Annotated in this window: 19 protein-coding genes; 6 read left to right on the forward strand and 13 right to left on the reverse strand. The window is 32.0% G+C overall.

The features are described 5' to 3' along the window. Positions 1-355: 355 nt before the first annotated feature. From EI427_RS03395 to EI427_RS03410, 4 genes are all read left to right on the forward strand, one after another. Entirely contained in the window at positions 356-1,405 is a 1,050-nt protein-coding gene (locus EI427_RS03395) for a DUF1573 domain-containing protein (RefSeq protein WP_205727894.1), read from the forward strand. An 8-nt stretch (positions 1,406-1,413) separates the two neighbouring features. Further along, positions 1,414-2,322, forward strand: coding sequence for a hypothetical protein (locus tag EI427_RS03400; protein WP_126611636.1), 909 nt, complete (start codon positions 1,414-1,416; stop codon positions 2,320-2,322). After that, positions 2,322-3,104 (forward strand): glutamate racemase, encoded by a 783-nt coding sequence (murI, locus tag EI427_RS03405; protein ID WP_126611638.1) that lies wholly within the window; start codon positions 2,322-2,324, stop codon positions 3,102-3,104. Before EI427_RS03400 ends, murI begins: the two co-directional genes overlap by 1 nt. Before the next feature lie 120 nt (positions 3,105-3,224). Beyond that, positions 3,225-4,784 carry a M20/M25/M40 family metallo-hydrolase gene (locus tag EI427_RS03410; protein WP_126611640.1) on the forward strand — a complete coding sequence of 520 codons (1,560 nt, stop codon included), beginning with the start codon at positions 3,225-3,227 and terminating at the stop codon, positions 4,782-4,784. 95 nt (positions 4,785-4,879) lie between these two features. On the opposite strand, the gene EI427_RS03415 is transcribed toward EI427_RS03410, so the two are convergent. The 12 genes from EI427_RS03415 to EI427_RS03470 all read right to left on the reverse strand — a co-directional run bounded on the left by EI427_RS03415 (position 4,880) and on the right by EI427_RS03470 (position 18,681). After that, positions 4,880-5,866, reverse strand: a complete 987-nt coding sequence (locus EI427_RS03415) for a M43 family zinc metalloprotease (RefSeq protein ID WP_126611646.1) — start codon at positions 5,864-5,866, stop codon at positions 4,880-4,882. 6 nt (positions 5,867-5,872) lie between these two features. Further along, positions 5,873-6,670, reverse strand: a complete 798-nt coding sequence (locus EI427_RS03420; RefSeq protein WP_126611649.1) for a hypothetical protein — start codon at positions 6,668-6,670, stop codon at positions 5,873-5,875. 157 nt (positions 6,671-6,827) lie between these two features. Next, the gene (locus EI427_RS03425) at positions 6,828-8,216 is read right to left on the reverse strand and encodes a T9SS type A sorting domain-containing protein (RefSeq protein WP_126611651.1); all 1,389 of its coding nucleotides are present in this window, start codon (positions 8,214-8,216) and stop codon (positions 6,828-6,830) included. Between the two features lie 84 nt (positions 8,217-8,300). Beyond that, positions 8,301-9,752: a T9SS type A sorting domain-containing protein gene (locus tag EI427_RS03430; protein ID WP_126611653.1), complete on the reverse strand. Its 1,452-nt coding sequence runs from the start codon at positions 9,750-9,752 to the stop codon at positions 8,301-8,303. Positions 9,753-9,911: 159 nt separating this feature from the next. Continuing rightward, the gene (locus EI427_RS03435; RefSeq protein ID WP_126611655.1) at positions 9,912-10,841 is read right to left on the reverse strand and encodes a T9SS type A sorting domain-containing protein; all 930 of its coding nucleotides are present in this window, start codon (positions 10,839-10,841) and stop codon (positions 9,912-9,914) included. A gap of 124 nt (positions 10,842-10,965) precedes the next feature. Then, positions 10,966-11,877: a gliding motility-associated ABC transporter ATP-binding subunit GldA gene (gldA, locus tag EI427_RS03440; protein WP_126611657.1), complete on the reverse strand. Its 912-nt coding sequence runs from the start codon at positions 11,875-11,877 to the stop codon at positions 10,966-10,968. Between the two features lie 35 nt (positions 11,878-11,912). Further along, positions 11,913-13,457, reverse strand: a complete 1,545-nt coding sequence (locus tag EI427_RS03445) for an FGGY-family carbohydrate kinase (protein WP_205727895.1) — start codon at positions 13,455-13,457, stop codon at positions 11,913-11,915. 10 nt (positions 13,458-13,467) lie between these two features. Next, positions 13,468-15,105, reverse strand: coding sequence for an FAD-binding oxidoreductase (locus EI427_RS03450; protein ID WP_126611659.1), 1,638 nt, complete (start codon positions 15,103-15,105; stop codon positions 13,468-13,470). Between the two features lie 11 nt (positions 15,106-15,116). Then, on the reverse strand, positions 15,117-16,751 hold the full coding sequence (locus EI427_RS03455) for a glycerol-3-phosphate dehydrogenase/oxidase (RefSeq protein WP_170178385.1): 1,635 nt from the start codon (positions 16,749-16,751) through the stop codon (positions 15,117-15,119). 174 nt (positions 16,752-16,925) lie between these two features. Continuing rightward, positions 16,926-17,528 (reverse strand): hypothetical protein, encoded by a 603-nt coding sequence (locus tag EI427_RS03460; protein WP_126611663.1) that lies wholly within the window; start codon positions 17,526-17,528, stop codon positions 16,926-16,928. A 191-nt stretch (positions 17,529-17,719) separates the two neighbouring features. Further along, positions 17,720-18,316 (reverse strand): hypothetical protein, encoded by a 597-nt coding sequence (locus tag EI427_RS03465; protein WP_126611665.1) that lies wholly within the window; start codon positions 18,314-18,316, stop codon positions 17,720-17,722. A 95-nt stretch (positions 18,317-18,411) separates the two neighbouring features. Next, complete coding sequence (locus tag EI427_RS03470; RefSeq protein WP_126611667.1) at positions 18,412-18,681, reverse strand: SelT/SelW/SelH family protein; 270 nt, start codon at positions 18,679-18,681, stop codon at positions 18,412-18,414. A 64-nt stretch (positions 18,682-18,745) separates the two neighbouring features. Here EI427_RS03470 and EI427_RS03475 point away from each other — a divergent pair, with 64 nt between their 5' ends. Next, the gene (locus EI427_RS03475) at positions 18,746-19,843 is read left to right on the forward strand and encodes a lactonase family protein (RefSeq protein ID WP_126611669.1); all 1,098 of its coding nucleotides are present in this window, start codon (positions 18,746-18,748) and stop codon (positions 19,841-19,843) included. 118 nt (positions 19,844-19,961) lie between these two features. On the opposite strand, the gene EI427_RS03480 is transcribed toward EI427_RS03475, so the two are convergent. Further along, entirely contained in the window at positions 19,962-20,960 is a 999-nt protein-coding gene (locus EI427_RS03480; protein ID WP_126611671.1) for an META domain-containing protein, read from the reverse strand. Positions 20,961-21,766: 806 nt separating this feature from the next. Here EI427_RS03480 and EI427_RS03485 point away from each other — a divergent pair. Beyond that, positions 21,767-24,883: a glycoside hydrolase family 2 TIM barrel-domain containing protein gene (locus EI427_RS03485; protein WP_126611673.1), complete on the forward strand. Its 3,117-nt coding sequence runs from the start codon at positions 21,767-21,769 to the stop codon at positions 24,881-24,883. Positions 24,884-25,128: the final 245 nt, after the last annotated feature.

The raw sequence follows: 25,128 nt of genomic DNA on the forward strand, positions 1-25,128 counted from the left end.
TAAAAAAATCTCTAATCTATCAATGCTTAATGTGTTAACATATTAACATTAATATTGTTTAAATAGAAAATGTTATTTCAATTATACTATTTTTTTTGTAAAAAATTAAGAATCAAATAGATTATTAAGGAATATACAAGTTATTTGCAGTGAAATAAGTATTGTAATCTTTTAAAAATGCTTGATTCTACTTATTAAAGTATTCAAATTTTTACATCTTATAATCATAACGGTTAAAAATGATTATCAGTATATAAATGTTCTTTTTATTTTTGTAAATAATTAGAGAGCCTTAATTTTAATAATGATGAAAAAAAATATAATATATCCATTCTTGATATTCCTTTGTTATTCAATGTTATCAATAAATACATTTGCACAGTCTAAAATAGTATTTGATAAGACTGTTCATGACTTTGGAGATATTAATGAAATAGACGGAGAAGCTGATGTGATTTTTGATTTCTCTAACCCTGGGAACAAGCCATTAATTCTTACAAGTGTAAAAGCAAGTTGTGGGTGTACTACACCAAACTGGTCTACAGATCCTGTAGCAGTTAAAGAGAAAGGTTTTATTCAGGTTAGTTATAGTACTAAAAATAGACCAGGCCCTTTTACTAAAACAATTTCTGTAAGAACAAATGGTACGCCTCAGGTTTTGTTGCTTACAATTAAAGGTAATGTTATACCAAGACCAAAAGGCCCAAAAGATTGGTACCCTATGGAAATTGGCAACTTAAGGTTTAAAACTACGCATGTTGTATTTGGTAATATTCTAAATACTGAAAAAGATACTTTATCAACAATAATTTACAACCAAAGTGAACTTCCTGTAAAACTAAAGTTTGATGAAGTTAAAGTACCTGAGTACATAAAAGTTTGGGGTTCTGCAGATAAGGTTTCGCCAAGAGATACGGTAACGTTATATATTAGTTATGACGCTGCAATGAAGAAAGATTACGGTTATTTATTTGAGTTTTTTCAGTTGCCTACCAATGATATGAGCACACCGAGAAAGAGAATAAACATTAGTAGCCATATTAAAGAAGATTTTTCTAAAGTTGAAGATAGTGGTACGCAACCAATAGTTGTTTTTGATAAGGATGTGATTGATTTTGGTGTAATGAAAGCACTTGATAAAGTGAAAGGTTCTTTTACAATTACAAATAATGGTACTGCAGAGCTTGTTATACGTAAAGTGAAAGCATCTTGTGGTTGTACTGCTACAAAACCACAAAAAACACAATTGGCACCAGGAGAAAGCACTAAATTAGATGTTACTTTTAGTGCTGGTAATTACAATAGAGAGGTAACTAAAACAATTTCTATTGTAACGAACGACCCTAAGAATGCTGAAAAAACATTGTCTATTAAGGCAAATGTGAAATCAAACGAAGAAAATTAATCGCCGAAATGACGAATAAAATAAAGGTTCTTATTGGAGTTAATCTATTGCTTGCATTGGCAATAGGTTTCTCTTTTTTTACTTTCTCTACTAGTACAAAAACAGACGGAGAAGCATTTTTTAATCTAGAGGATCTATCACAGTTATCAAAATTTGTAATTGACGGACACGAAATTGTAAAAGAAGATGACGGCAGATGGATAATGGATGGGACGATTGATATAGCACCTCGGAAAATGGGTATGTTGTTTCAAGCGCTTCAGAAAGTTCAGACCATAGAAGAAAAAGAAGGAATGCCGTCAGCAGGGAAAGAGATTGTGATTTACATTGCTGGAGCTCCAATATTTACAGGAACAATTGCTTCGGAAAGTGATGCCGTTTCTTATGGAAAAAAACAAGGACAAGTATATTCTATAGAAATACCGGGTCAGTTTGTGGCCATCGAAGAGATTTTTACTCCATCTTCATCAGAGTGGAGGGATAAGACACTTTTTAGAACTTCTTGGAGAACACTAAAAAAGTGGTCGGTTGTATATAACAATAATCCAGAGAACAATATTGAGATCACTTTTAAAGATCCTTTTTATGATGTAAAAGGAATTACAGAATTAGATTCTGCAGCAGTGTATCAGTATGTTACATCTTTACCAAGAATACAGGCATTGTATATAGAAAATAGAGCTTCTTTTGTTGAAGATACAGTTTCAAAATTTCGTCCTTTTTGTCAAGTTAAGATGGAAGATTTAGTAACTGCGTACAATACAGAAGTAAATATTTATCCATTTGATAATAAGGTGTTTGCTTATCTTCCTAAAACAAAAGAAGTTACAGAAATTGATCCTAAGAATGTACAGAACTTGTTAGTTTCTTGGCATTTCTTCGATGCAAATGATCCGCGTAAAAAAGCACAAAAATAATGATTGGGTTCTTTGATTCAGGAGTTGGGGGATTATCAGTTTGGAGAGCTTTCCAGAAAGAAGCACCAACTATCCCTTTATTGTATTTTGCAGATCAGGAGTTTTGCCCTTATGGCGAAAAGTCTCATGATGAACTGATAGAAAGAGCAGATAAAATTGCTGAGTTTTTGATAAGCAAAGGTGCTAAAATAATTGTAGTAGCATGTAATACTGCTACGGCAGCGGCTATTGAATTTCTAAGAAATAAATATCCTATCCCTTTTGTAGGAATGGAACCTGCAATTAAAACGGCAGCATTGGCTTCTACTTCTAAAGCTGTGGGAGTTTTAGCTACAGAAGGTACATTTTCTGGTCGCCTTTTTAACGAGACCAAAGAGAAGTATGCAAAGGGTGTAAACGTTATTATTCAAGCCGGTAAAGGCATGGTAGACCTTGTGGAAAATCAGCTTATTGGAACGTCTGCTGCCCATAAAGTGTTAAAAAACTTATTGGTTGAAATGATTGCTCAGGATGTAGATCATATAGTTTTAGGATGTACACATTATCCTTTCTTAAAAAATGATATACAGGAAATTGTTGGCACTGAGGTGACTTTAATTGATCCCGCTCCAGCTGTTGTGAGGCAAATCAAAAGAATAATTGATAAAGAAAATCTTGTTTTTGATAACAATGAGAAGTATCAATTTTATACGACTAATAACAATGTGTCAGTATTTCAACAACAAGTAATACAGCTTGTTCCTATCACAAAAAATAATACTTTTAATACTTGTAGGCTTTAATCTGACCTTCATCACCGATTCTTCATTATTAACGATTTATATTTCCTTATTCTCTTATTAAATACGAATTTCGATATTCAGTAATTTGCCTATAAATTTATTGACCTATTAACCATAAATATGAAAAGTTTACGCATTTATCTAACCGTTTTAGCTTTCGCTTTTACTACTTCCGTTTTTGCACAATCACCAAAAGAAAAAGGCCTAGAAGCAATTGATGAGGGTGTTATTAGTGCCGCAATTACTTACTTATCTTCTGATTGGATGGAAGGTAGAGAGGCAGGCCACCCAGGTGCATACAGAGCCGCAGAATATATTGCTAGTATGTTTGAGTTTATGGGTTTAGAACCTGCAGGAGATAGTATAAATGGTAAACCAACCTATTTTCAACATTTTGATGTTCTTGAATATAAAGCCGCAGATAAGCAATTTTTATCAGTTACTTCTAAAGGACAAGAATTTACTTTTGCTAACCATACAGACTTTGAAGTAAAGGCATCGCCTAGTTCTGTAAAAGGAAAAGGAGAATTAATATTTGTTGGTTATGGCTTATCAATTGATTCTTTAAATTATAACGACTTTGCTAAAAAGAAAGTAGAAGGCAAAGTTTGGGTTCGTTTAAAAGGAAAGCCATCTAAAGGACAAATAGGTGCTTCTTTAAAAGATGTACCAGCTAAACAATTACACAAAGAAAAAGAGAGATTAGCAGAACAATACGGAGCTTTGGCAATAATAGAAATTGATCCTGAAGCAAGTCTGCCAACTACATCAAGTAATTTTCCATTTAGAGATAACAGAAAATATTATGAAGGTGATCAACCTCTGTCTTCTTTTTACGAAACACGTTTGTATAGCCCTGTAAGTGAAGTAAGCAAAATATCTCCTGTTTTTATGGGAGGAGAGTATTTAATGTCTTCTTTAATAACGCCTGGAGAAGTTGCTAATTATACAGAAAATTTGGCAAATGGAAAATCTGTAGTGGTTAAATTAGAAGCATCTAAAGCCGCTTTTGACGCAAGAAGTTTAGCAAAAAGAGTGAGAGTAAGAAATGTACTTGCTAAGGTCTCTGGAGAAGAGCCAGATAGTTTAGTTTTGATTGGTGCACATTATGACCATTTAGGAAAGAGAGATGGCTATGTGTGGAACGGAGCAGATGATAACGCATCTGGCGTAGCAGCAATTTTAGGTATTGCAAAAGCTGTTAAGGCAACTGGAGTTAAACCAAAGAAAACTATGTTATTTGCTTCTTGGACTGCTGAAGAAAAAGGATTACACGGTTCTAAACATTTCATCAGAAAATTTGAAGATACCTCTCATATTTCTATGTACTTAAATTTTGATATGATAGGCAGAAGAGGGGATTGGCACAGTAAAGACAACCAAGTTAGTTTTATTTATAATGCTGAAAATCCATCAACGTGGGAGCTAAATCAAAATAATATTGAGCAGTATAATATTGACTTAGAAATGTTTGATGGTAAAACAAAACAAGGTGAAGCAGGAGGTTCTGATAATGTAAACTTTGATAACGCTTACGTTCCTTATTTCTGGTATCACACCGGAGGTCATGAAGATTACCACCAAGTGTCTGATCATGCAGATAAAATTATGATGGATAAGGCAGCCGAAATTACAAAGTTGAGTTATCTTAATATTTGGGATTTAGCAAACGAGGAATAAGCCATTAAAGGATTTTATTTTTGTGATTTAAATCAAAAAGAGAGATGCATTTTTTTAATTTGCATCTCTCTTTTTTATATACTGATGAAAGCAGATTATAACCACTCTTCTAATGTTTTTCTCATTTTCTCTACTTGCCCTTTTGTGAACATTACCCTTTCTAATTTTTTAGTGTAGTTCATGTAATTTTGAGCATTAATTACTTTCCCATTTACCTTTACCCCTAAGTTATCACAGCTAATATGTGTCCAAGGAGTATCATCAATACCATCGTCATGAAGCGCAATAAAATATTTATCTTCTTGTGCCGTTCTTTTGACTTGATTAAGTATAACCTTATTGTCCCTTTCATTAAAAGGCATTGACGTCATACCAAATATGTGCTTTAAACCTAACCAATGGCCTATCTCGTGTGTAATTACCTCAATACTTAATCGGTCGGTGTTAAAACTTTTATAATCAATAAAAATACCGCTTAATAAAGAAGAACGGTCAAACGTTTCTCCTTTTAAATAGATATGATCATAAGGAGGAGGAAGTGTTATCTTATTCTCGTCTCTTTGGTCATTATCAGTAACAACTAAACCACTAGTAAGGTGCGGAAGATCCGTAATTATAACATTCAAAAATTTACGTCCGTCTGTAACTATTTTATGGCTCTGAAATTCTTTAACCGTTCTAATTAAATCATTAGAAATACTTCTTTCGCTAACTCTAGGGTATTTTGTTTTTATAGAAACAAACCCTTTTTGCTGATTTTCTTCCTCGGTAGCTAGGTAGAATTCAATGTTTGGATTTGCAGAAATAGCTACAAATTGATCTTCAATAGTAAATCTATTGGTATTCTGAAATTGAAAATTAATATTGATGTGTTGAACAATACTTTCTAACTCTTTTTTAGAAGGTAATTTATTATTATTAAATGCGACGTAATGAAAAACAACAGGAACTCTATAAGTGAGCCCTACTGGGTTATTAGTTTTCGCATTTAATTTTTCAGTCTTAGAGATATCGAATTCTTCCTCTTTTTGACAGCCAAATAATGTTGAAATGAGGAGAAGAACGAAGTAGATTTTTTTCATATAAGCTTACTTCAATGATGAAATTTTTGAAATAATAAGTGGCATTACTCTAGAGTATGTTTCTTCTGATAAATAATAGAATAGATTACTTAAATTACTTTCTGTGATATCAACTTTTTTATCAATTTCTATAAAATGAGTTCCTTCGTTTTTATGGTGTTTCAGCTTAGCAATTTTTAAATCTTTATTTCCTCCCTCAGCCAATCCATTTATGTTTGATTGATAGTAAAATACTTTGTTATTTCTCATCTCATTTTTATGAATACCATGTAAATGAAAATTAAAATCTACATTACCACAGACTGCAATTTTACCGTTTAAATGTACATCTTCTGGGTGTGGTCCAATAAGGTTGCCTTCTACAATAAGGTTTGCATTCTTATCATTTAAAAATTGGATAGATTCAACGTTATGTTCTGGTGTTCCTAAAATCAGGTTACCTTTTATAACTAAATTTCCATAATTAATTAAAGAACTATTTTCAAACAATGTTAGGTTACCGTAAATCACTAAAGTATCGGTAGCTTGAATAACAATTTTCTTATCTGATGGTACTCTAACTTTACCATTTATGTACACAACATGACCAATGCCTTTTTTATATTCTTCTCCATTAGAAGTTTCTAAATTGTGTTTAATAGTATATATTTTTTTGCTGTGCGCTTTCCCATATACTTTTATATGTTCGTGTACATTTTGTGCTGTAGACGTTAAAGCTAAAGAGAAAAATGCTACTGTTACCATTACTTGGAAAATGGATTTTAAATTACAGTAAGCTACTTGAGAGATTGAGGTATTTAACATAGAAATAGTAATTAGATTTGTTTGACTTTATGACAGTCGTATCCATTTGGTAGTCAGTTGTATTTAGATTTATTAGTGAATAAAAAAATAAGCACCCCATTAAAAATGAGGTGCTTACTAACTAAATTGTCTGTTCTATGTTATCTATAGTATAAATCTAATTCTTTATAATTTTCTTCTGATAAATACGCTTATTCCCTTGTGTAACTTCTAATATATATATCCCTTGAGATAAACCAGAAACATCAAATTTCTGAGACGAATATTGAGATGATTTACTAGTCAACTTTATTTTATAACCAGTACTCGCATTGATCAAGTAGTAATCCATTGGGCTATCATCTGTAGCATTAGATTCTACTTTAATGAAATCTGTAGTAGGGTTAGGGTACACACTTACGTCAATTTTATCACTATCACCATTCATTACGGCTTGAATCCAAGATTCTGATTTTCCATCAAAATCATATTGTGTTAATCGGTAATAAACTGTTTTGTTTTTATCAGTAGGAACATCTATTTCGTATTCTGTAACTACATTAGAGTTTCCTTGACCATCAACTTCATCTATTTTTTCAAAATTCTTTTTATCGTAAGATTTTTCAATAATAAAGTGACTGTTATTAATTTCTTGTGCTGTAGTCCAATTGATAGCTGTAAAAGATACTTCTTGAGTACAAGAGAAACTTGAGAGTTCTACTGGGAGGTCTTTGAAAGATTTCGTTAAATATGGTTTAAGTCTATGTAATTCATTTTCTTTAATTTCGTCAATTTTATCTGATAGACTAACTTTTGAAAGCTTGGTTGATTTGAGTATTTTATTATTAGTAGTAAATTGATTTGTTATATCCCCATGTTTATGTGCTTCTTTACTTTTTGCTGTTTTACCAATATTGTTAAAAGAATAATAAAAGCATTTTGGATTAAATTTATTGTGGTTATCATGTTCTTTTTCAGAATGAAAATGAACATCAACCGTATCTAAAACGGCAATTTGTCCATAAAATTTACTTTTATGCGGGTGATAACCGATCATGTTATTTTTAATTATCACTTTTCCATTACTTTCATTAAAAAAATAAATTTCCTCACTATTTCTAAATACTTTATCTGTTAATTCTACCCACTGTCGTCTTTTTTTTACCCAACGTGTTATTTCGTCGTATCCTCCTAAGTATAAGGATCCTCTAATAACTAAATTTCCTTTATTACTTAAAGTACCGTTGTTTTCAATTATTACATCTCCATTAATTACTAATGTATCTATTGCTTGTATTTCAATTACTTGATTTTCCTTGATTCGAACATCTCCATTTATATATATAACGTGGCCTATTTTTGAACCTTTTTTAGGTTTGTATAATTTACCATCAGAAGTTTTATACCCTTTATACTTTTTATTCCATTCGTTAAATTTTATAGGTTTTGATGAGATTAGTTTTGATATGTCTTTTTTTTCGAAAGAAGTTTTATGCTCTACGGTTTTTTGTCCAAAACTAAAATTGGAAACCAATAAAATTAAAAGAATTGTATATAAATTTTTCATAGATTCAGATATTTAGTTCTTAGACAGGTAGCCTAATGAAACAGGCAGAAGCATTAAGATCTGTTGAATTCTGTTGTGTTTTATTTACTTCTTAATCACTTTATTCTGATAAATACGCTTATTTCCTTGTAGAACTTCTAATATATATATCCCTTGAGATAAGCCAGAAACATCAAATTTCTGAGATGAATATTGAGATGATTTACTAGTCAATTTTATTTTAGCTCCAGTACTCGCATTGATCAAGTAGTAATCCATTGGGCTATCATCTGTAGCGTTTGTTTCTACCTTAATGAAATCTGTAGTAGGGTTAGGGTACACACTTACGTCAATTTTATCATCATCACTATTCATTACGGCTTGAATCCAAGATTCTGATTTTCCATCAAAATCGTATTGTGTTAATCGGTAATAAACTGTTTTGTTTTTATCTGTAGGAACATCTATTTCGTATTCTGTTACTACATTAGAATTTCCTTGTCCATCAACTTCATCTATTTTTTCAAAATTCTTTTTATCGTAAGATTTTTCAATAATAAAGTGACTGTTATTAATTTCTTGTGCTGTAGTCCAATTGATAGCTGTAAAAGATACTTCTTGAGTACAAGAGAAGCTTGAAAGTTCTACTGGGAGTAGTTTATCTTTATCTTTATATTTTATTAATAGGTAGGGTTGAAGCTTTAGTAAACTTTCTTTATTAATGGGATCTTTATCAGAGAATTTTTTAAAGTATCCTTTGACAGGTAGATCTGTAATTTTATTATGATTTCTATCATTTTTTTTATCTTTTTCATCTTTAGCTTTTTCATTTCTTCCTTTTTTTCCTCTACTATATTTTTTTCTAGCTCTATTCATACTATCCAGTTTCATAATAACTTCCGTTCCTTTATTAGCTTTAGCACTAAAATCATTATTTCTATAATAAAATACTCCACCTGTTGGATTGATAGTATTTTCATTTAAATGGAAATGGTACATTACGTTTTGTATTACAGCAATATTTCCTGCTATTGTAGAACCATGAACATGTTGTCCCACTAGTCCTTGTGTTATATATAAGTTTGCATTTGGCTTATTTTGAAAGTCCACAGTATATTCATCTTGTCCTCCATCAACTTGATTACCAATAAATAAAGAACCTTTTATAACTAAATTCCCTTTATTAATTAAAGTAGAACCTGCAAGAGCTGTCAATCCCCCATAAATTACTAATGTATGGCCAGCTGGAATAGTTAAGCTACTATTCTTAGCAATTTTTAAATGGCCAATAATGAAAGTGTATTTTTTTGGTAAGGTATAAGTCCCTTTGAATAAAAGTCTATTTTTATCATTTTTTACTTTATACATAGTAAAATCTTGATCATCAACTTTGCGGTTTTTATATTTATAGTGAAAAACTACTTTTTTTCTATATTTTGAAGAGAAAGTAAAATCTACATCTTTAGAAAACCCATCCACATTTATCATTAAAAATGAGACTAGACTAATTAAAGTGAAGATTTTAAAACGATTAATAGTAAGATAAAAATTTTTCATAGATTCAGATATTTAGTTCTTAGACAGGTAGTCTAATGGAGCAGGCAGAAGTATTAAGATCTGTTGAATTCTATTTCCTTTTATTCACACTTTTTGAGCGACAATAAAAAAATACCTTCCATTTAGAAAGGTGTTCTTAATTTTAATGAATCGAAGTATTTATATTTTAATGATTTTATCTTGATAAATCACTTGATTTCCTTTTGTAATTTCTATGATGTACATACCATTTGCTAAATGAGTAAGATCAAAGGTTTGTGTTGCATAAGAAATAGAAGTGATATTTAGTTTATGTCTACTCCCGTTACTAGCATTTACCAAGTAAAACTCCATTAGTTCATTATCATTTATAGTAGTTTGAATTCTTAAATATTCAGATGTTGGGTTAGGATAGATATTAAAGCTAATATCGTTATAAGTAGTACCTGCAACACTTTGTATCCAAGCTTCAGATTTTCCATCAAAATCAAACTGAGTAAGTCTATAATAAGTTATTTCATTATTATCTAAACGGTCACTACTTTCATAGTAAACATTACTATTTGTATTACCATGTCCATCTACAGAATCAACAAAAATATAATTTTTCCGATCATATGATTTTTCAATAATAAAATGACTGTTATTTATTTCTTGAGCAGTTTCCCAAAAAATATCTACGTTTTTATTTTGATCAACTTCAATTTCATAACTAATTAATTCTACAGGAAGATCTGAAGTATGGTGTATTTCACCACCATTAATTGTTGTAACTTCTCCATTTCCAGGCTTAATTATACGATCAACATATAAATCTCCACCATCAACAAGTACAACTCCATTTCCGGCAGCTTTTAGGTTACCATAAATAATTAATTCACCTCCGTCAACAGTAATTTGTCCATTCCCAGATACATTAACATCTCCATTAACGGTTAAAGTACCTTGGATAATGTAATGAGTTCTCCCACTAACATCTAAAGAAGGTAGGAGTTGAGAATCTCCAACAGGAATAACTATATCATTACTAATTTTAGCATGAATAGTATTGGAAATTACAGATAATAAAATTAGACTTAGAAATAGAAATAAGTATTGTAGCTTTTTCATAAATCAGTATTAATGTTTGATTTATAAAACGGCTTTACTTAAAATGAATATATATTCATTTATTGTTATTCGCTAATATTGACACTCATTTTTTAAATTATGTTATTATGAAGGAAGCGTGTTTTTAACCTTGTGCTAATTGTGTAAATATTTCTTCCATAGATTGAATTTGCATATTCATTTCTATAATAGCTTGATTTTCGGAAGCTGATTTTCTAAATATATCACCTCTTAAATCTAAATCATTAGCATAGTAAACAAGAACGTTGGCAGGGTCTACAATTTCAATTTTCTCTACGCCTTCAATACTTGATAAAAAAGCAGCAGAAGTGGGCGATTCAAATTTAAGGTTGAGTGCTGTTTTTGCTCCATAATGACGTAAATTTTCAACTTTATCATCTGCAACTAAATCACCTTTTCTAATAATAACAACACGGTCGCAGAGTATTTGTACCTCTTGCATTATGTGTGTAGAAAGCATTACAGTTTTATTCTGACTTACTTTTTTTATTAAAGCACGAATGTCTTCTAATTGAATAGGATCGAGGCCCGTAGTAGGTTCATCAAGAATAAGTACTTCAGGATCGTGTATTAACGCTTGTGCAAGGCCAACACGCTGTCTATATCCTTTTGATAATGCTCCAATCTTCTTTTTACGTTCACGAGTAAGGCCAGTAAGCTCAATCATTTCGTCAACACGTTGCTTTCTTTTTTGTCCTTTTATATTGTAAATAGCCGCCGAATATTCTAAATATTCTCTTACATACATATCTAAATAAAGAGGGTTGTGTTCTGGTAAGTAGCCCACCATTTTACGTACTTCAATAGGATTTTCGACAACATCATAGCCGCAAACTTTAATAGTACCTTGTGTTGGTGGTACGTAACAGGTAGCAATTTTCATTGTAGTAGATTTCCCTGCACCGTTTGGTCCTAGAAAACCTAAAATCTCTCCTGGCTTTGCTTCAAAACTGATATTATTAACGGCTTTTTGGTCACCGTATACTTTTGTCAAATTCTCTATTTTGATACTCATAAGGCGAAGATATAAAAGAGCAACGTACTTTAGAACTAGATTTTAGGATAGCCCGTAATTTTTTGAATTTTTTCGTAGATAGGTTTTAATCTAGGGTACATTTGTTGGTAAACTTCTTTGTACAATTGATTATAAACGATAGCCTCTTTTTTATTAGGGTAGAACGTTTTTTTAATATGCGTCATTTCTTTAATGGCACTTTCGTAGGTATGTAAACCAAGACCTATAAACCCTAGCATGGCAGCACCCAATGCAGACGTTTCGAAGGTATGCGGACGGTGTGTTGGAAGATTGAAAATATTTGCGGTGAGTTGCATGGCTTCATCACTTTGAGAACCACCACCAGAAACTCTTAATTCTGTAATCTTTTCTCCCGTTTTTTGTTGCGTTTGTTCAGCACCATTTCTTAATGCATAACCAATACCTTCTAAAATTGCTTTATAAATATGAGCTTTGGTATGAACGTCACCAAAACCAATAATGCTTCCTTTTGCTTCTTTACCAGGGGATTTAATTCCAGGCGACCAAAAAGGTTGAAGCGTAAGCCCCATAGCACCTGCAGGAATATCTTTGATCATTTCATCAAAAATTGATTCAGTGGCAATACCAAGTTCTTCAGCTTGCAAAACTTCTCTACTTCCAAATTCTTTTTTAAACCAACTCACCATCCAATATCCTCTATATACCATAATTTCAGTATTAAAACATCCTTTTATGGCACTAGTATAGGGAGGGAAATAAGGAATAACTTCTTTATATTTTTTGATATTGGTAGAAAACGTTGCTGTTGTCCCAAAACTTAAACATCCAACTTTAGATGTATAGGTTCCCGTACCTAACAATTCACACGCTTTGTCTGATGCCGCAGAAATTACGGGTAAGTGTACAGGTATATCTGTTTCATTGGCAGCTTTTTCAGTAATGTTTCCAATTACTTCACCTACACCAATAAGTTCAGGCAATTTACTTTCTTCTATAGGAAACATCTTGCTTTTAAAATCAGACTTTGTCGCCCAATCTCCTGTTTTATGGTCAAACGGTACGTAACCCACCATATTGCCTTTTGTTTCAATAAAACGATTTGTTAATTTATAATGGAAGTACCCAGATAAGAATAAAAACTTATGTGTTTTGTTCCAAATATCTACTTCGTTTTGGCGAATCCAATTGGCTTCACATTCTGTTATGGCATGTTCTACAATACTATAAATACCAATTCCTTTCATGGCAGTACTTAACCACCAATTCGGAAATGCTTCCATTTTTGCTTTTCTCTGGTCGAGCCATAAAATTGCAGGGCGCAAGGGTTTACCTTCTTTGTCCACATTAATAACAGAACCTCTTTGCGTGGTTACAGTAACACCAATTAATTGCTTTTTTAAAGTTAAATTTTCTTTTAAAAGCTGTTTTGTTGTTGCACAAAACACCTCCCAATAATAGGTGGGATTTTGTTCTGCCCATCCTGCTTTTTTAGAAAAATAAGGCGTAACAGGTGTCTTTACCAAAGCACAGATTGTTCCTTTTTTATCAATAATAGAAGCGCGGATAGATTGTGTTCCTGCATCAATAGATAATATCATAGAAGAAGATTTAATCGAATAAAGCACCCGGATTCATCACGCCATTTGGGTCTAAATCTTTTTTAATACTTTTCATTAATTCGAAAGAACGTTCGCCTAACTTTTCTTTCATCCAAGGAGCAAGTGCTCGTCCAATTCCATGATGATGAGAAAGTGAACCCTTGTTTGCTAAAATAGTATCTACCAATCCCGCATGGAATGTTTTATAATCTTCTGATGGGGCAGTTTTATCTGTAGGAGTAATAAAAGTGAAATACAAATTAGCACCATTTTCATAGACATGAGAGATATGGCACATACAAACTGTATTGGGTCTTGCTTTTATATACGTACGAACATTTTTCCATAGCTTTTCAATATTCGCCCACATAGCGGCCGTTTCTATGGTATCAGTCATTAATCCCAAATCCATCAAAGGCTCTCTCATATAAGCAGAATGATAACGTTGTTCTAACCACTTTCTAGTTGGCTTACTACCAATGCTTCTTCCACCAAATTTCTTTGCTGTAGACTTAATTTTATCAACTACAAAAGAAGTATAATCTTTATCTCCTTCAACAGAAATAAACATTAAAGCTCTACTATTCGGTTTATATCCGAGTGCTTGTAATGCTTTATCAGAAAAAGAACCTTCAAACCCTTTCATTCTAAAAGCTACTTCTGTTTCTTCATGATCAGAGATTCTAAAAAGGTGAGGTAACCCAAACTGACCTTGAATACAAGTACGCATTGCTGCTGCTGCATTCTCAAAATCCTTGAAGATAATACAAGCATTCGAACGGTTTTTAATCGTAAGCTTTCTCACTTTCATTGTCACCTGAGTAATTACACCAAGTGTACCCTCAGAACCAATAAATAAAGGCATAATATCAAAACCTTGGGCAGACTTTGGATAAGTTTCATTCTGAATAATTCCAGATGGAGTATATGCCTTTAAACTCAAAACCATATCCTCAATTTTTCCATAACCCGTAGAACATTGGCCTGCACCTTTAGCAGCAACCCAACCACCAAGCGTAGAAAATTCAAAAGATTGAGGGAAATGCCCGCAAGTATATCCTTTACTATTTAGGAATTTTTCTAACGTTGGACCTGTAATTCCAGATTGTGCAGTAACAGTTTGGCTTACTTCATCAAAACTAATAATCTGATTTAAATGAGCAGTTAGATCTAAAGCGATACCACCATCTGGTAATCCAACTCCTTTTGTAACAGAAGAACGTAGGCCTTGCGGAACTACAGGAATTTTCCATTGCTGGCAACGCTGTAAAATAGTTTCTATTTGTGCTTCATCACTCGGAGTAATAATTAAATCTGGAGGGGTAAGTACTTGCTCCTGACGTAGCTGCATTAATTCTCCATAAAACTTTCCTGCAGAGTGTTTTACCCTATCAAAATCAGATGTTTTTATATTCTCTGCACCAACAATATCTGTAAATTCTAGTACATATTTTGGTGGTAATCCAATAGGTTTATCTAATGTAATTTCTTTTTCACCGGGTAGAAAAGTAGGTAAGTTTACCTCAGTAACAGGTATACCTACTAAATCTTGTATTGTTTTTTTGCCTTGCTCGTTTAATTTTTCTTCGTAATGAGGGTTTCCCCAACGCAAGACTTGTCGGTATGTGTTTTTTAATTTTGATTTCATTTCAAAAAATATTAATCTTCTTCAAGAAGTTGATAGTGTGTAAGTAAGGTTTCTATTTGCTGCGTGATAACTAGATCAGAATACCCTATTTTTTTTTGTAAAATAGCGGAGACCGTTTCAATTAAGGCATCATTCGGTTTTCCTAAAGTGCCTAATCCGGTTCTTCTTAAAAATATATCTTCTAAGGTAAATGCCATTTCATTTTCGATAGCATGGTATACCTGTGTAATTACTTCTCCATCAGCATTTAGCAATGTCTGGTTTGTTTCATTGTTCACAAATCGCTTTAAAATAATTTCAGACTCCTCTCCATACATACTAATAAATGTCCATAACATGTGTTGAGATAAGAAAGGAAATTGGAGTTTTAAATACGAATGGTATTGCTGTAAATTCGTGATTTTGCAACCAAAAAGTGGTATTTTGGCTGTTTTTTGGCTGTCATTTTCTAAAGTGATTTCTGACGAAAGTTTAGCACCTACAATCTCAGCCAAATGCCTAGAAGTGGTGTACTTTCCACCTTCTACAGTATAAAGCCCTGGGTATCCATCGGCCGTATGGTCTATAACTTCATGTTTGCGGGATTGATCATACGTATTTTCTGTTTGATGATCTACCAACGGTCGTAACCCGCCATAATAATAGCAGACATCTTTAAAAGATAGTTGACCATCACCGTAACAAGCATTTATTTCTTCAATTAATTCTTCAATACTTTCTCTGTTTACCTTCCAGTCGTCTACCTCCCCGGTATAAGGTTTATCTGTAGTGCCAATTATAGAATGTCCTCTCCATGGAAGTACCATAACATGTCTGCCTTTAGGAGTAACTAAAGCAATAGCATGCTGATATCCAATTGCTTTGGTTACAATATGAATGCCTTCAGAACGCATAGTAGCTTTATTTGTTTTTGGAGCATTTTTAAACTGAAGAATATCATTTGCCCAAGCTCCTCCACAGTTAATAACTACTTTTGCTAAAAGTTTAATAGGAGTATCGGTAATAAGATCACGACCTATAATACCTTTTACTCTTCCGTCTTTAATAATAAAGTCTTCTACTTTTGCATAATTAGCTACTTCTGTTTCGTATTGCATTGCAGATTTTATAAAACTCAACGTAAGTCTTTCTGCATTGGCATTTTGGCAATCGTGATAAACATAGCTTCCTAGTAAATCTTCTTTACGGATATCTTTCTCTCTAATTAGCGTTTTTTTAGCACTGTAATAGTCATAATTATCAAGTGCATTTTCTTTTAAAAGCGTATCTTTTTTATCAAAAGAAAGATAATCATACATTTCCATCCCTGCTTTAAGGAGCCACTTATCTTTATAGGTATAAAGTGGTAACATAAAAGGGATAGGACGCACAAAGTTTGGTGCAATGTTAGATAAGCGCAAACGCTCTTTTAGAGATTCTCTAACTAGGCCAAGTTCAAAGTTTTTTAAATAGCGTAACCCTCCATGAATAAGTTTAGAAGTAGCAGCAGAAGTACCTCCTCCAAAGTCACCTTTTTCTACTAAAGCAACAGTAGCTCCTTTACAGCTTAGTTCGTAAGCAATAGCAGCACCGGTAATTCCTCCTCCAATAATGATGGCATCATAATGTGGTTGAGAAAACCCTCTTTTATTCATAGGATGTATCATATTCACTATTTATTTATTGAGTTGACAAATAATGAATTTTTATTCAATTATAATAATGTTTTTCTTATTCGGTGCATTTTTCTGTTTATCCTACCTCTAAAATGCAAAAAAGACTACTCCATATTTTTATGAAATAGTCTTTATTAGGATAACTTAAAATTGAAGAATAGTTTATTATTCTGTGATAGTAAACATCTTTACTAGCTCACTTAAATCTATTCTCTTAGATCTAATTTCAGCTTCTTTATTTGTCTTCTTTATTGCAATTTTTAATGTATTCTTATGATTTGTTAGTACTTCAGCTTTTTTTGTATTGATCTCACTTATTGGAGCATTATTCTTTTTAAGCTGTATTACTTCTTGATTAAGTGCTTTTGTTTTAGTTGAAGAAGCTAAGAATTCAGTCGATATAATCTTATACTCATTTATCATATTCTCCAACTCTTTTTTGATTTTGAAATACTTATCTACATCATTTTGAGTAATTATAAAACTAGACTCTGTAAATAGTACTTTACCATTTGAAGATGTGTGTTTCTTCTTTGTTGACGAAGTATTTGGTACTGGAACAGGAGTAGGGACAGTAGTTTTTTTAGTATCTGTTTTTGTTGAAGCAGATGTGCTTTTTTTAGTTGCTTTTGTAACTTCTACTTTATCTGTAGAATTATCTTTTTTTGTTGTCTTAACAACTTCTTTAACAATAGGTTCAGGGTCTTTTTTATCTGAACAAGAGAAGAAAGAAAATGAAGCTAAAAGTAGAATTAATAAATTTTTCATAGTAGTTAATTTTTGTTTTGATTCAACTTTAAGACATATCATCTCTACGCATAGCCAATACTATTTTGGTGTGTTAACAAAATGAGCTTTTAAAGTTGTTTTTTAGCCTTTTTAGCAGCTGTAGAAATAAAAAAAGCTACCTCATATTGTTATGACGTAGCTTAATTTATCTTATGTTTTGATCGATTTGATTATTCCGTAATCGAATATGTATCTATAATTGTCTTTAAATCTCTTTGTGTTTTTTCTATTCTTCTTTTTAAAGATCCAGTTTTCGATGCATTATTTATCATACTCTTTACCTCTTGTTTATACTCTTTAGCTTTAGCTTTAGCATCAATTTCATTTTGTGAGGCATTTTTTGCTCTTAATGCAATCAATTCTTTGTTAAGAACTTTAGTGTTTTCTATTGCTAATTTTGATTTAGAATTAAAATCGTCGTGTTCTTTTATCAACTTAGTAATACTATTTTTTAAAGTAAAATAATGGTCTAAATCACTAGTTGAAATAGTTAGAACGGGATCAATAAAAATTGATTTACCAGAACTATGCGTAACTTTTTTCTTTGTTGATGTAGTGGCAGGTGAAGGTGTTTGAGTTTTTTTAGCATCTTCTGTTTTAACCACTGATTTATTTTCGGTAGCTTTCTCTTTTTTAACTATTGCAACAGTATCTTCTTTTTTATTGTCCGTTTTAATAACCTCTTTTACAATAGGTTGTGGTTCTTCTTTATCTGTACAAGAAAAGAATGAAAACGATAAGAAGAATAGTATTAATAAGTTTTTCATGAGAATTGAGTTTTTGTTTTATTCAATTCTAAGACATACCACCTATATGAATGGCCGGTATTGTTTTAATCTATTAACAAAAAGTAATACTTCACCTATTTATCAGAATGACCTAAAGAACGTTCTGGATCAATTTTATTTCTGATTCTTTGTTTTACTGCTTTTGGTTCAGGAAAGCCATCTTCTTTTCTGTCCCATACTAATTGATTATCTACAGAAATCTTAAATACCCCTCCATTCGTAGGGCGTAAAGCAATTTCTTCAATTTGTTCGTTAAAAGTATACAGCAACTCTTGTTGCATCCAAACTGCTCTTGGAGTCCATTGACAGAGCGTACAATATTCTATAGTTATTTTTACTTTCATACTAAAAGGATAAAATTGTAATTCTAAATTTGTATTTTCGACACAAATATAAATAACAGACAATATGAAATATATAATTTTAACGCTATTCCCTTTTTTATTTACAATGGTAGTAAATGCACAAGACTTCTATGTAGGTACATATACTAAGACAACCTCAGAAGGTATTTACCATTTAAATTTAGATGCAAAAAAAGGAACAGTATCGTTAATTAATTTAGCTGCTAAATCTGTAGAACCGTCTTATGTGGCTTTTTCTAAAGACCACAAATATGTTGTAGCAGTAAATGAGATATCAGATTCTAAAGCAAAAAATAAAGATGGAGAGGTAAGTTTATTTACGGTAGATAAGTCTACAGGGAATCTAACCTTTATCAATAAAGTGCCTTCTGGAGGAGCTCACCCTTGTTATGTTTCTTTAGATGAAAATAATACAGTATTTGTAGCAAATTACTCTGGAGGAAACGTTGGTGTTTTCCAAATAAAAGATGGGTTATTAGCTCCGCATCATCAGGTTATTCAATATGAAGGCAAAGGGCCAAATAAACAACGTCAAGAAGCAGCTCACGCTCATTTTGCACATTTTGATCCTAAGCAAAAAGAAGTTTTTACAGTAGATTTAGGTAATGATATAGTACATGTTTATGGTGTAGAAGAAGGTAGATTGACAGAAAAAACAACTGTTGAAGTTGCCAAAGGTTCTGGACCAAGACACGTCAATTTTTCTAGTGATAGAAAAGTGATGTACGTTTTAAATGAATTGACTTGTACTATCTCAATCTTTAATCAGGTAACTGAAGATGCTTACGCTATGGCAGGTGAAATTACTACTTTACCTAAATCTTTTGATGGTAAAAACACATGTGCAGCAATTAAAGTATCTAAAGATGGTAAGTATTTATATGCATCAAATAGAGGGCATAACAGTATTGCTATGTATAAAATAGACAAAGGAACAGGTTTACTTACTAACATTGGGTATGCTAAAGTACATGGAGATTCACCTAGAGATTTCTCATTCTCACCTAAAGAAGATTATGTAGTAGTTGCTAATCAAGTTTCTAATAATGTAGTAGTCCTTAAGAGAGATAAGAAAACAGGAATACTTACTTACTCTAGCGAATTAGAAGTACCTCAGCCAGTAAATATTATTTTCTTCTAGAAATAGAAGCAGAAACGAGTAAGGTTGCCCTGTCTAATTTATAATCAAGGTTCCTTATAAAACGAAAAAGCCACTCCTCTGAAAAAGAGAAGTGGCTTTCTTATTTTATGATGCTAACTTATTTCTTTGCTTTAATCACTAATTGATCGCCAGCAAAAAGTTGCAGTTCACCATTTTCAATTTTGTAATTATCAACTTTGTCTACTTGTGCAAAGAAAGCACTTTCAACATCACCGTTAGGGCACATCATTCTAGTTGCCGCTAAAGGACCAATTTTTACAGTATTAGAAAAAGCATCTAATTTAATAGCTCCTTTAAAGTTGTTACACCCTCCGTTGCCACTTACTTCACTTCGGTTGTTTATGCTGATAGAAGGAGCTTTTTCTCCTAAATCATCTACACCGTTAATGAAAGATACTTTCCAGTTTTTATAAATATTTTGATGGTTCACACCTTTCTTAGCAGTTAAAAGAACCTCATCATCTAAAGATATCGTGATTACATCTCCTTCTACAGCTACTTTATTAAATTTTTCAAGAACCTTACCTAAAGCTCTTTCATTTTCTGCAACTTCCTCACAGAACATCATAGTAGACATAAAAGGACCACCTTTATAAGTGTTATTTTCCTCGTCGTATTCCATTTGTCCGTTTAAGCCGTTACAACCTGCAAAACCAAAAATGCTGTTTTTATTGGTGTCGAAAATAATATATGTTTTCATTGGGTCAGTCACCTCACCATTTAAAGTAGAGATAACCCATGTTCCATTTATTTTTACAAAAGGTTTTTCTGTTTCTTTCAAGATCTTTACAAGTTTATATTTTAAAGACGATGCATCTGCAGGTGGATTTTCCACATTAGATACGGCTACTTCAACAACATATTCTGTTCCTTCAGTATACGTAAAGCCTTCGATAGCTCCGTAGAAATTGCTCCATTCTGCAGCATCTCCTTCTTTTACTTGATAACATTTTTGAGGACCTACTCCAGTGCAGTCTACTTGTTGTGCACCAATAACCATTGTTTTATGATTTGCTGTAGGTTGCTTTGAAGTGGCACAGCTAGAAAATAGTGCTGCTATAAGAATGATAAAATTGTACTTGATAAAATTAGTCATATTCTCGTGTAGTTATGTTTGAAACCTATTAAACGGTTTGATTTCAATTTTAGTTTGATATTCTACAATAGAAACCGTTATAAAGATAGAAAAGTGCCATTGACACATCTGATTTACAGCAATTAAGAAAAGTTAAATATTCAACAGGTTTAATTTTTTAGTATCATAAAAACGTTTTTCAGCTAAAAAACATCTTTTAAAACACCGATAGATAGTATATAAAGGCACCTTTTGATATTTGTATTATAATTAAACGATTATGAGATATAGATGAAATCCATTGTACTGTACATTTGTAATAACAAAAAGAACAAGTATAGTAGACAAAAAAGCTGATGTGTGGCTTAAAGAAATTATAGCGAATTAAACAGAAATAATGATGTGTACGCCTTGCATTTCAAGGTTATGTGTGACTTACAATTTTACAACGTGACTATTTAATCACTAACTTCATGACATAAGGCCTCTATCATTTATTTGATAGAGGTTTTTTTTGTACTTCTACCTCTGTTTGACCTATTTATAATTGTAAAATAAATAGCACAAATTTTAAATAATGATTGAATTTTTGTTTTCGTGTAATCAACGATAACCTTTGTTTAAAGTATATTAAAGCCATTTTTCTTACGGAGAAAGACTTTATTTGTAGAGTGAAATAGCATATTTTTTCAATATGTCTGAATAGAGTAAATTTTACATGAATTAGTGTTCATGATTTTGTTTGAATAAGACTATTTTTGATATAAAGGATGTAATAAGTGTAACATCTTTTATTGAAAAAGTATAGAATAAATTTTTTGATTGAAATGAATAAACTAATTACTTCCTTATTACTAATGATGTTGAGCTTTAATATATCGGCACAAAGTAATGATTGGGAAAACGAACAAATAACTCAGGTTAACAAAGAAAAAGCACATGCAACTTTGTATTTTGATGATAAACCAGAGAATGTAACATTACTAAATGGAATATGGGACTTTGCGTATTATGCAGATATTTCTGAAGTACCATCAAATGCTAAGCCTAATAAATGGGATAAAATACCTGTGCCATCTGCTTGGCAAATGCAAGGTTTTGGAGCTCCAATTTATACAAATATAACTTATCCTTTTAATGCAAACCCTCCTTATATCAAGGCAGAAAATGGTAATTCTGTAGGGATTTATCAAAGAGAATTTTCGGTAAATAAAATAGACAGTAAAGAATATTACGTTCGTTTTGAAAGTGTTTCGTCTGCTTTCTACTTATGGGTGAACGATAAAAAAGTGGGCTATAGCCAAGATAGTTGGTCGCCTGCCGAATTTGATATTACTAAATATTTAAAAGCTGGTAAGAATACACTTAGGCTAGAAGTAATTCGTTGGTGCGATGGTTCTTATTTAGAAGATCAAGACGGTTGGAGAATGAGCGGTATTTTTAGAGATGTATTTTTAATTGATCGTTCAAAAGTACATATCAGAGATTTCTTTGCTGTAACAAAAAAAGTATCTGAGAAATCAGCAGAATTAAAGTTAGATATAGATGTACTTAACTTGTTGGCTAAATCAGATGGTAACTATTCTTTAGCATATTCTTTAATGGATGGAAATAAAGTTGTTGCAAAAGGAACTAAAACGATTGATTTATCTTCTAAAGAAAGTATTGTTGATTTTTCAAGTCTATTAAAGAAACCAAAATTATGGTCTACTGAAACACCTTATTTATATAACCTACAATTAACATTACTAAAAGAGGGGAAAGAAGTAGATGTGGTAACGTCTAAAATTGGGGTAAGAGAAATTACCATTTCTGATAAACAAGAAATAGTTTTAAATGGTAGACCTTTTTTAATTAAAGGAATTAATGTTGTAGAACACGATCCAATTCATGGTAAATATCTACCAAAGGAACGTATTATGCAGACAATTCTGCGTCTAAAACAAACGAATATTAATACGGTCAGAACGTCTCATTATCCAGCAAGTCCGTATTTCTACCAATTATGTGATCAGTTTGGTTTATTCGTAATTGATGAAGCAAATGTAGAATCTCATGGTATGGGTTACAAACCAAATGAAACGTTAGCAAACAACCCAAAATGGGAGAAGCAACACGTAGAAAGAATTGAGGCAGTTGTTGAGCGAGATAAAAACCATGCAAGTGTAATTATGTGGTCTTTTGGAAATGAAGCTGGAAACGGTGTAAATATGGTAGCAATGCAAAAAGCGACTAAAGCTATAGATACTACTCGCCCAACTAATTACCATTTTGCTACAGAACCTTGGGCTTTCGATTCTTTTGGAGGAGGTTTTCCTTATCAAAAAAAGAAATGGGGGAGATATATGGCGGTTGAAGATGTAGAGAAAATTGCTAAAAAAGGATTGGATAGACCCTATTTATTGAATGAGTACGCACATGGTATGGGTAATGCAATGGGTAATTTTGCAGAGTACCAAGAAGTATTCGAAAAGTATCCTGCCTTAATTGGTGGTTGTATTTGGGATTTTGTAGATCAAGGTATTACAAAGTCTACAGATGGTAAATGGGGAGCAGCATTGGATAACCCAGAATTAGCAAATACAGAAGCATTAAAACCTGGAACAAAATATTATTGGGCAGTTGGAGGAGATTTTGGTCATGATATGAGTACTGATTACAATTTCTGTATGAATGGTATTTTTATGTCGGATTTATCTCCAACGCCTAAAAGTGTTGAAGTAAAACGCATTTTTCAGAATGTAGGTTTTGCTTTTAATACTGATAAAGTAACGATAAGTAATAATTACATCTACAATAATTTATCAGCTTATAGTTTTACATGGTCTTTATATAAAGAAGGGCAATCGGTTAAATCAGGTACTTTGAAAGTGAACCTTGCTGCTGGTGCACAAAAAGAATTTACTATTCCGAGCTTTTCAGAAGGTTTGGTTGAAGGGGTAGAGTATGTACTTCAGGTATCAGCAAAAACTAAAACAAAAACTGCTTGGGCAGAGAAAGAGTTTGAAGTTGCTTATGCTGAAAATATAATTCAAAATTATTCATTTAATGATAATGTATTTACAAGTGCATCATCAATTAAAAATGAGAACACTCCACAACAAATTACATTAGAAGTAGGAAGCACTAAATTAGTATTTGATAAACGAAAAGGAGAAGTTATAGCTTTAGAAAAAGAAGGTGTGAACTACTTGGAAGGACAATTTGCATTGTCATTTTGGAGAGCGAGTATTGATAATGATAAAAAATCTATAGAAGATTGGCACAAGGCAGGATTAAACAATATGCTTACTAAGGTGCAAAATATTACACTAGAAAATAATGTAATTGAGGTCAAAAAAATGCACAAATCGCCAATGGCACGTTTCTCTTTCTATACCATTGAAAAAATTACGTTGGGAGAAGGTGGGGCATTAAAATTAGCCGTCGATATAAAACCTATTTTATTTAAAGGCCAAGCCCCTAAAACGTTACCAAGAGTAGGGTATGAAATTCATGTACCAAAATCGTTAGCAACAACAACATGGTATGGTAGAGGCCCTGGTTCTTCTTATATAGACCGATTTACAGGTATGCAGATGGGCATTTATACGGCAGGGATCGACCAACAATTTGTAAACTATGCTAAGCCTCAGGAAAATGGGAACAGATCTGACGTACGTTGGGTAAATGTAATTAATGAGAAAAAGGAAGGGATTAAAGTCTCTGGAAATACACCTATTAATTATTCTCTAAGAAGATACACAACAGAAGATTTATCGAATGCTTGGAGTACTTGGGAATTAGAAGAAGAGAATTTTAATACACTAAATATAGATTTTATTCATGGTGGTTTAGGAAATGGTTCTTGTGGTCAGGAATTAATGAAAAAGTACTATGCGGAAGCAAAGGAATATCATTATGAAATTGAATTGAAAGTAATTTCTGATAAAAGTGATATTTAATATGTTATTGTTTAGAAATAGCTTGAATGAGTATTAAATGTGCTAAACTTATCAAGTTTTATGATAAAGAACAATGCTTTATTTTTTCATCTTTGGTGTATAGATATCAATAACATTATGATGAAGACTAAAGTAAAACAGAGCCGACGAATTGAAGCTCTTATTTATGCAACATTGTGTGGTGGTATTACATTGTTAATAGTAACTTTTTTAAGTTTATATACTTAGAATAATGATAGTACTGC

The organism is Flammeovirga pectinis (assembly GCF_003970675.1).
GTDB classification, from domain to species: Bacteria; Bacteroidota; Bacteroidia; order Cytophagales; family Flammeovirgaceae; genus Flammeovirga; species Flammeovirga pectinis.

Coding starts and splice junctions, on each gene's coding strand:
- EI427_RS03435 (WP_126611655.1), bottom strand. CDS start 10,841: ATGAAAAAGCTACAATACTTATTTCTATTTCTAAGTCTAATTTTATTA.
- EI427_RS03410 (WP_126611640.1), top strand. CDS start 3,225: ATGAAAAGTTTACGCATTTATCTAACCGTTTTAGCTTTCGCTTTTACT.
- EI427_RS03430 (WP_126611653.1), bottom strand. CDS start 9,752: ATGAAAAATTTTTATCTTACTATTAATCGTTTTAAAATCTTCACTTTA.
- EI427_RS03420 (WP_126611649.1), bottom strand. CDS start 6,670: ATGTTAAATACCTCAATCTCTCAAGTAGCTTACTGTAATTTAAAATCC.
- EI427_RS03395 (WP_205727894.1), top strand. CDS start 356: ATGTTATCAATAAATACATTTGCACAGTCTAAAATAGTATTTGATAAG.
- EI427_RS03485 (WP_126611673.1), top strand. CDS start 21,767: ATGAATAAACTAATTACTTCCTTATTACTAATGATGTTGAGCTTTAAT.
- EI427_RS03460 (WP_126611663.1), bottom strand. CDS start 17,528: ATGAAAAATTTATTAATTCTACTTTTAGCTTCATTTTCTTTCTTCTCT.
- EI427_RS03450 (WP_126611659.1), bottom strand. CDS start 15,105: ATGAAATCAAAATTAAAAAACACATACCGACAAGTCTTGCGTTGGGGA.
- EI427_RS03470 (WP_126611667.1), bottom strand. CDS start 18,681: ATGAAAGTAAAAATAACTATAGAATATTGTACGCTCTGTCAATGGACT.
- EI427_RS03465 (WP_126611665.1), bottom strand. CDS start 18,316: ATGAAAAACTTATTAATACTATTCTTCTTATCGTTTTCATTCTTTTCT.
- EI427_RS03415 (WP_126611646.1), bottom strand. CDS start 5,866: ATGAAAAAAATCTACTTCGTTCTTCTCCTCATTTCAACATTATTTGGC.
- murI (WP_126611638.1), top strand. CDS start 2,322: ATGATTGGGTTCTTTGATTCAGGAGTTGGGGGATTATCAGTTTGGAGA.
- EI427_RS03455 (WP_170178385.1), bottom strand. CDS start 16,751: ATGATACATCCTATGAATAAAAGAGGGTTTTCTCAACCACATTATGAT.
- EI427_RS03480 (WP_126611671.1), bottom strand. CDS start 20,960: ATGACTAATTTTATCAAGTACAATTTTATCATTCTTATAGCAGCACTA.
- EI427_RS03475 (WP_126611669.1), top strand. CDS start 18,746: ATGAAATATATAATTTTAACGCTATTCCCTTTTTTATTTACAATGGTA.
- EI427_RS03400 (WP_126611636.1), top strand. CDS start 1,414: ATGACGAATAAAATAAAGGTTCTTATTGGAGTTAATCTATTGCTTGCA.
- EI427_RS03445 (WP_205727895.1), bottom strand. CDS start 13,457: ATGATATTATCTATTGATGCAGGAACACAATCTATCCGCGCTTCTATT.
- gldA (WP_126611657.1), bottom strand. CDS start 11,877: ATGAGTATCAAAATAGAGAATTTGACAAAAGTATACGGTGACCAAAAA.
- EI427_RS03425 (WP_126611651.1), bottom strand. CDS start 8,216: ATGAAAAATTTATATACAATTCTTTTAATTTTATTGGTTTCCAATTTT.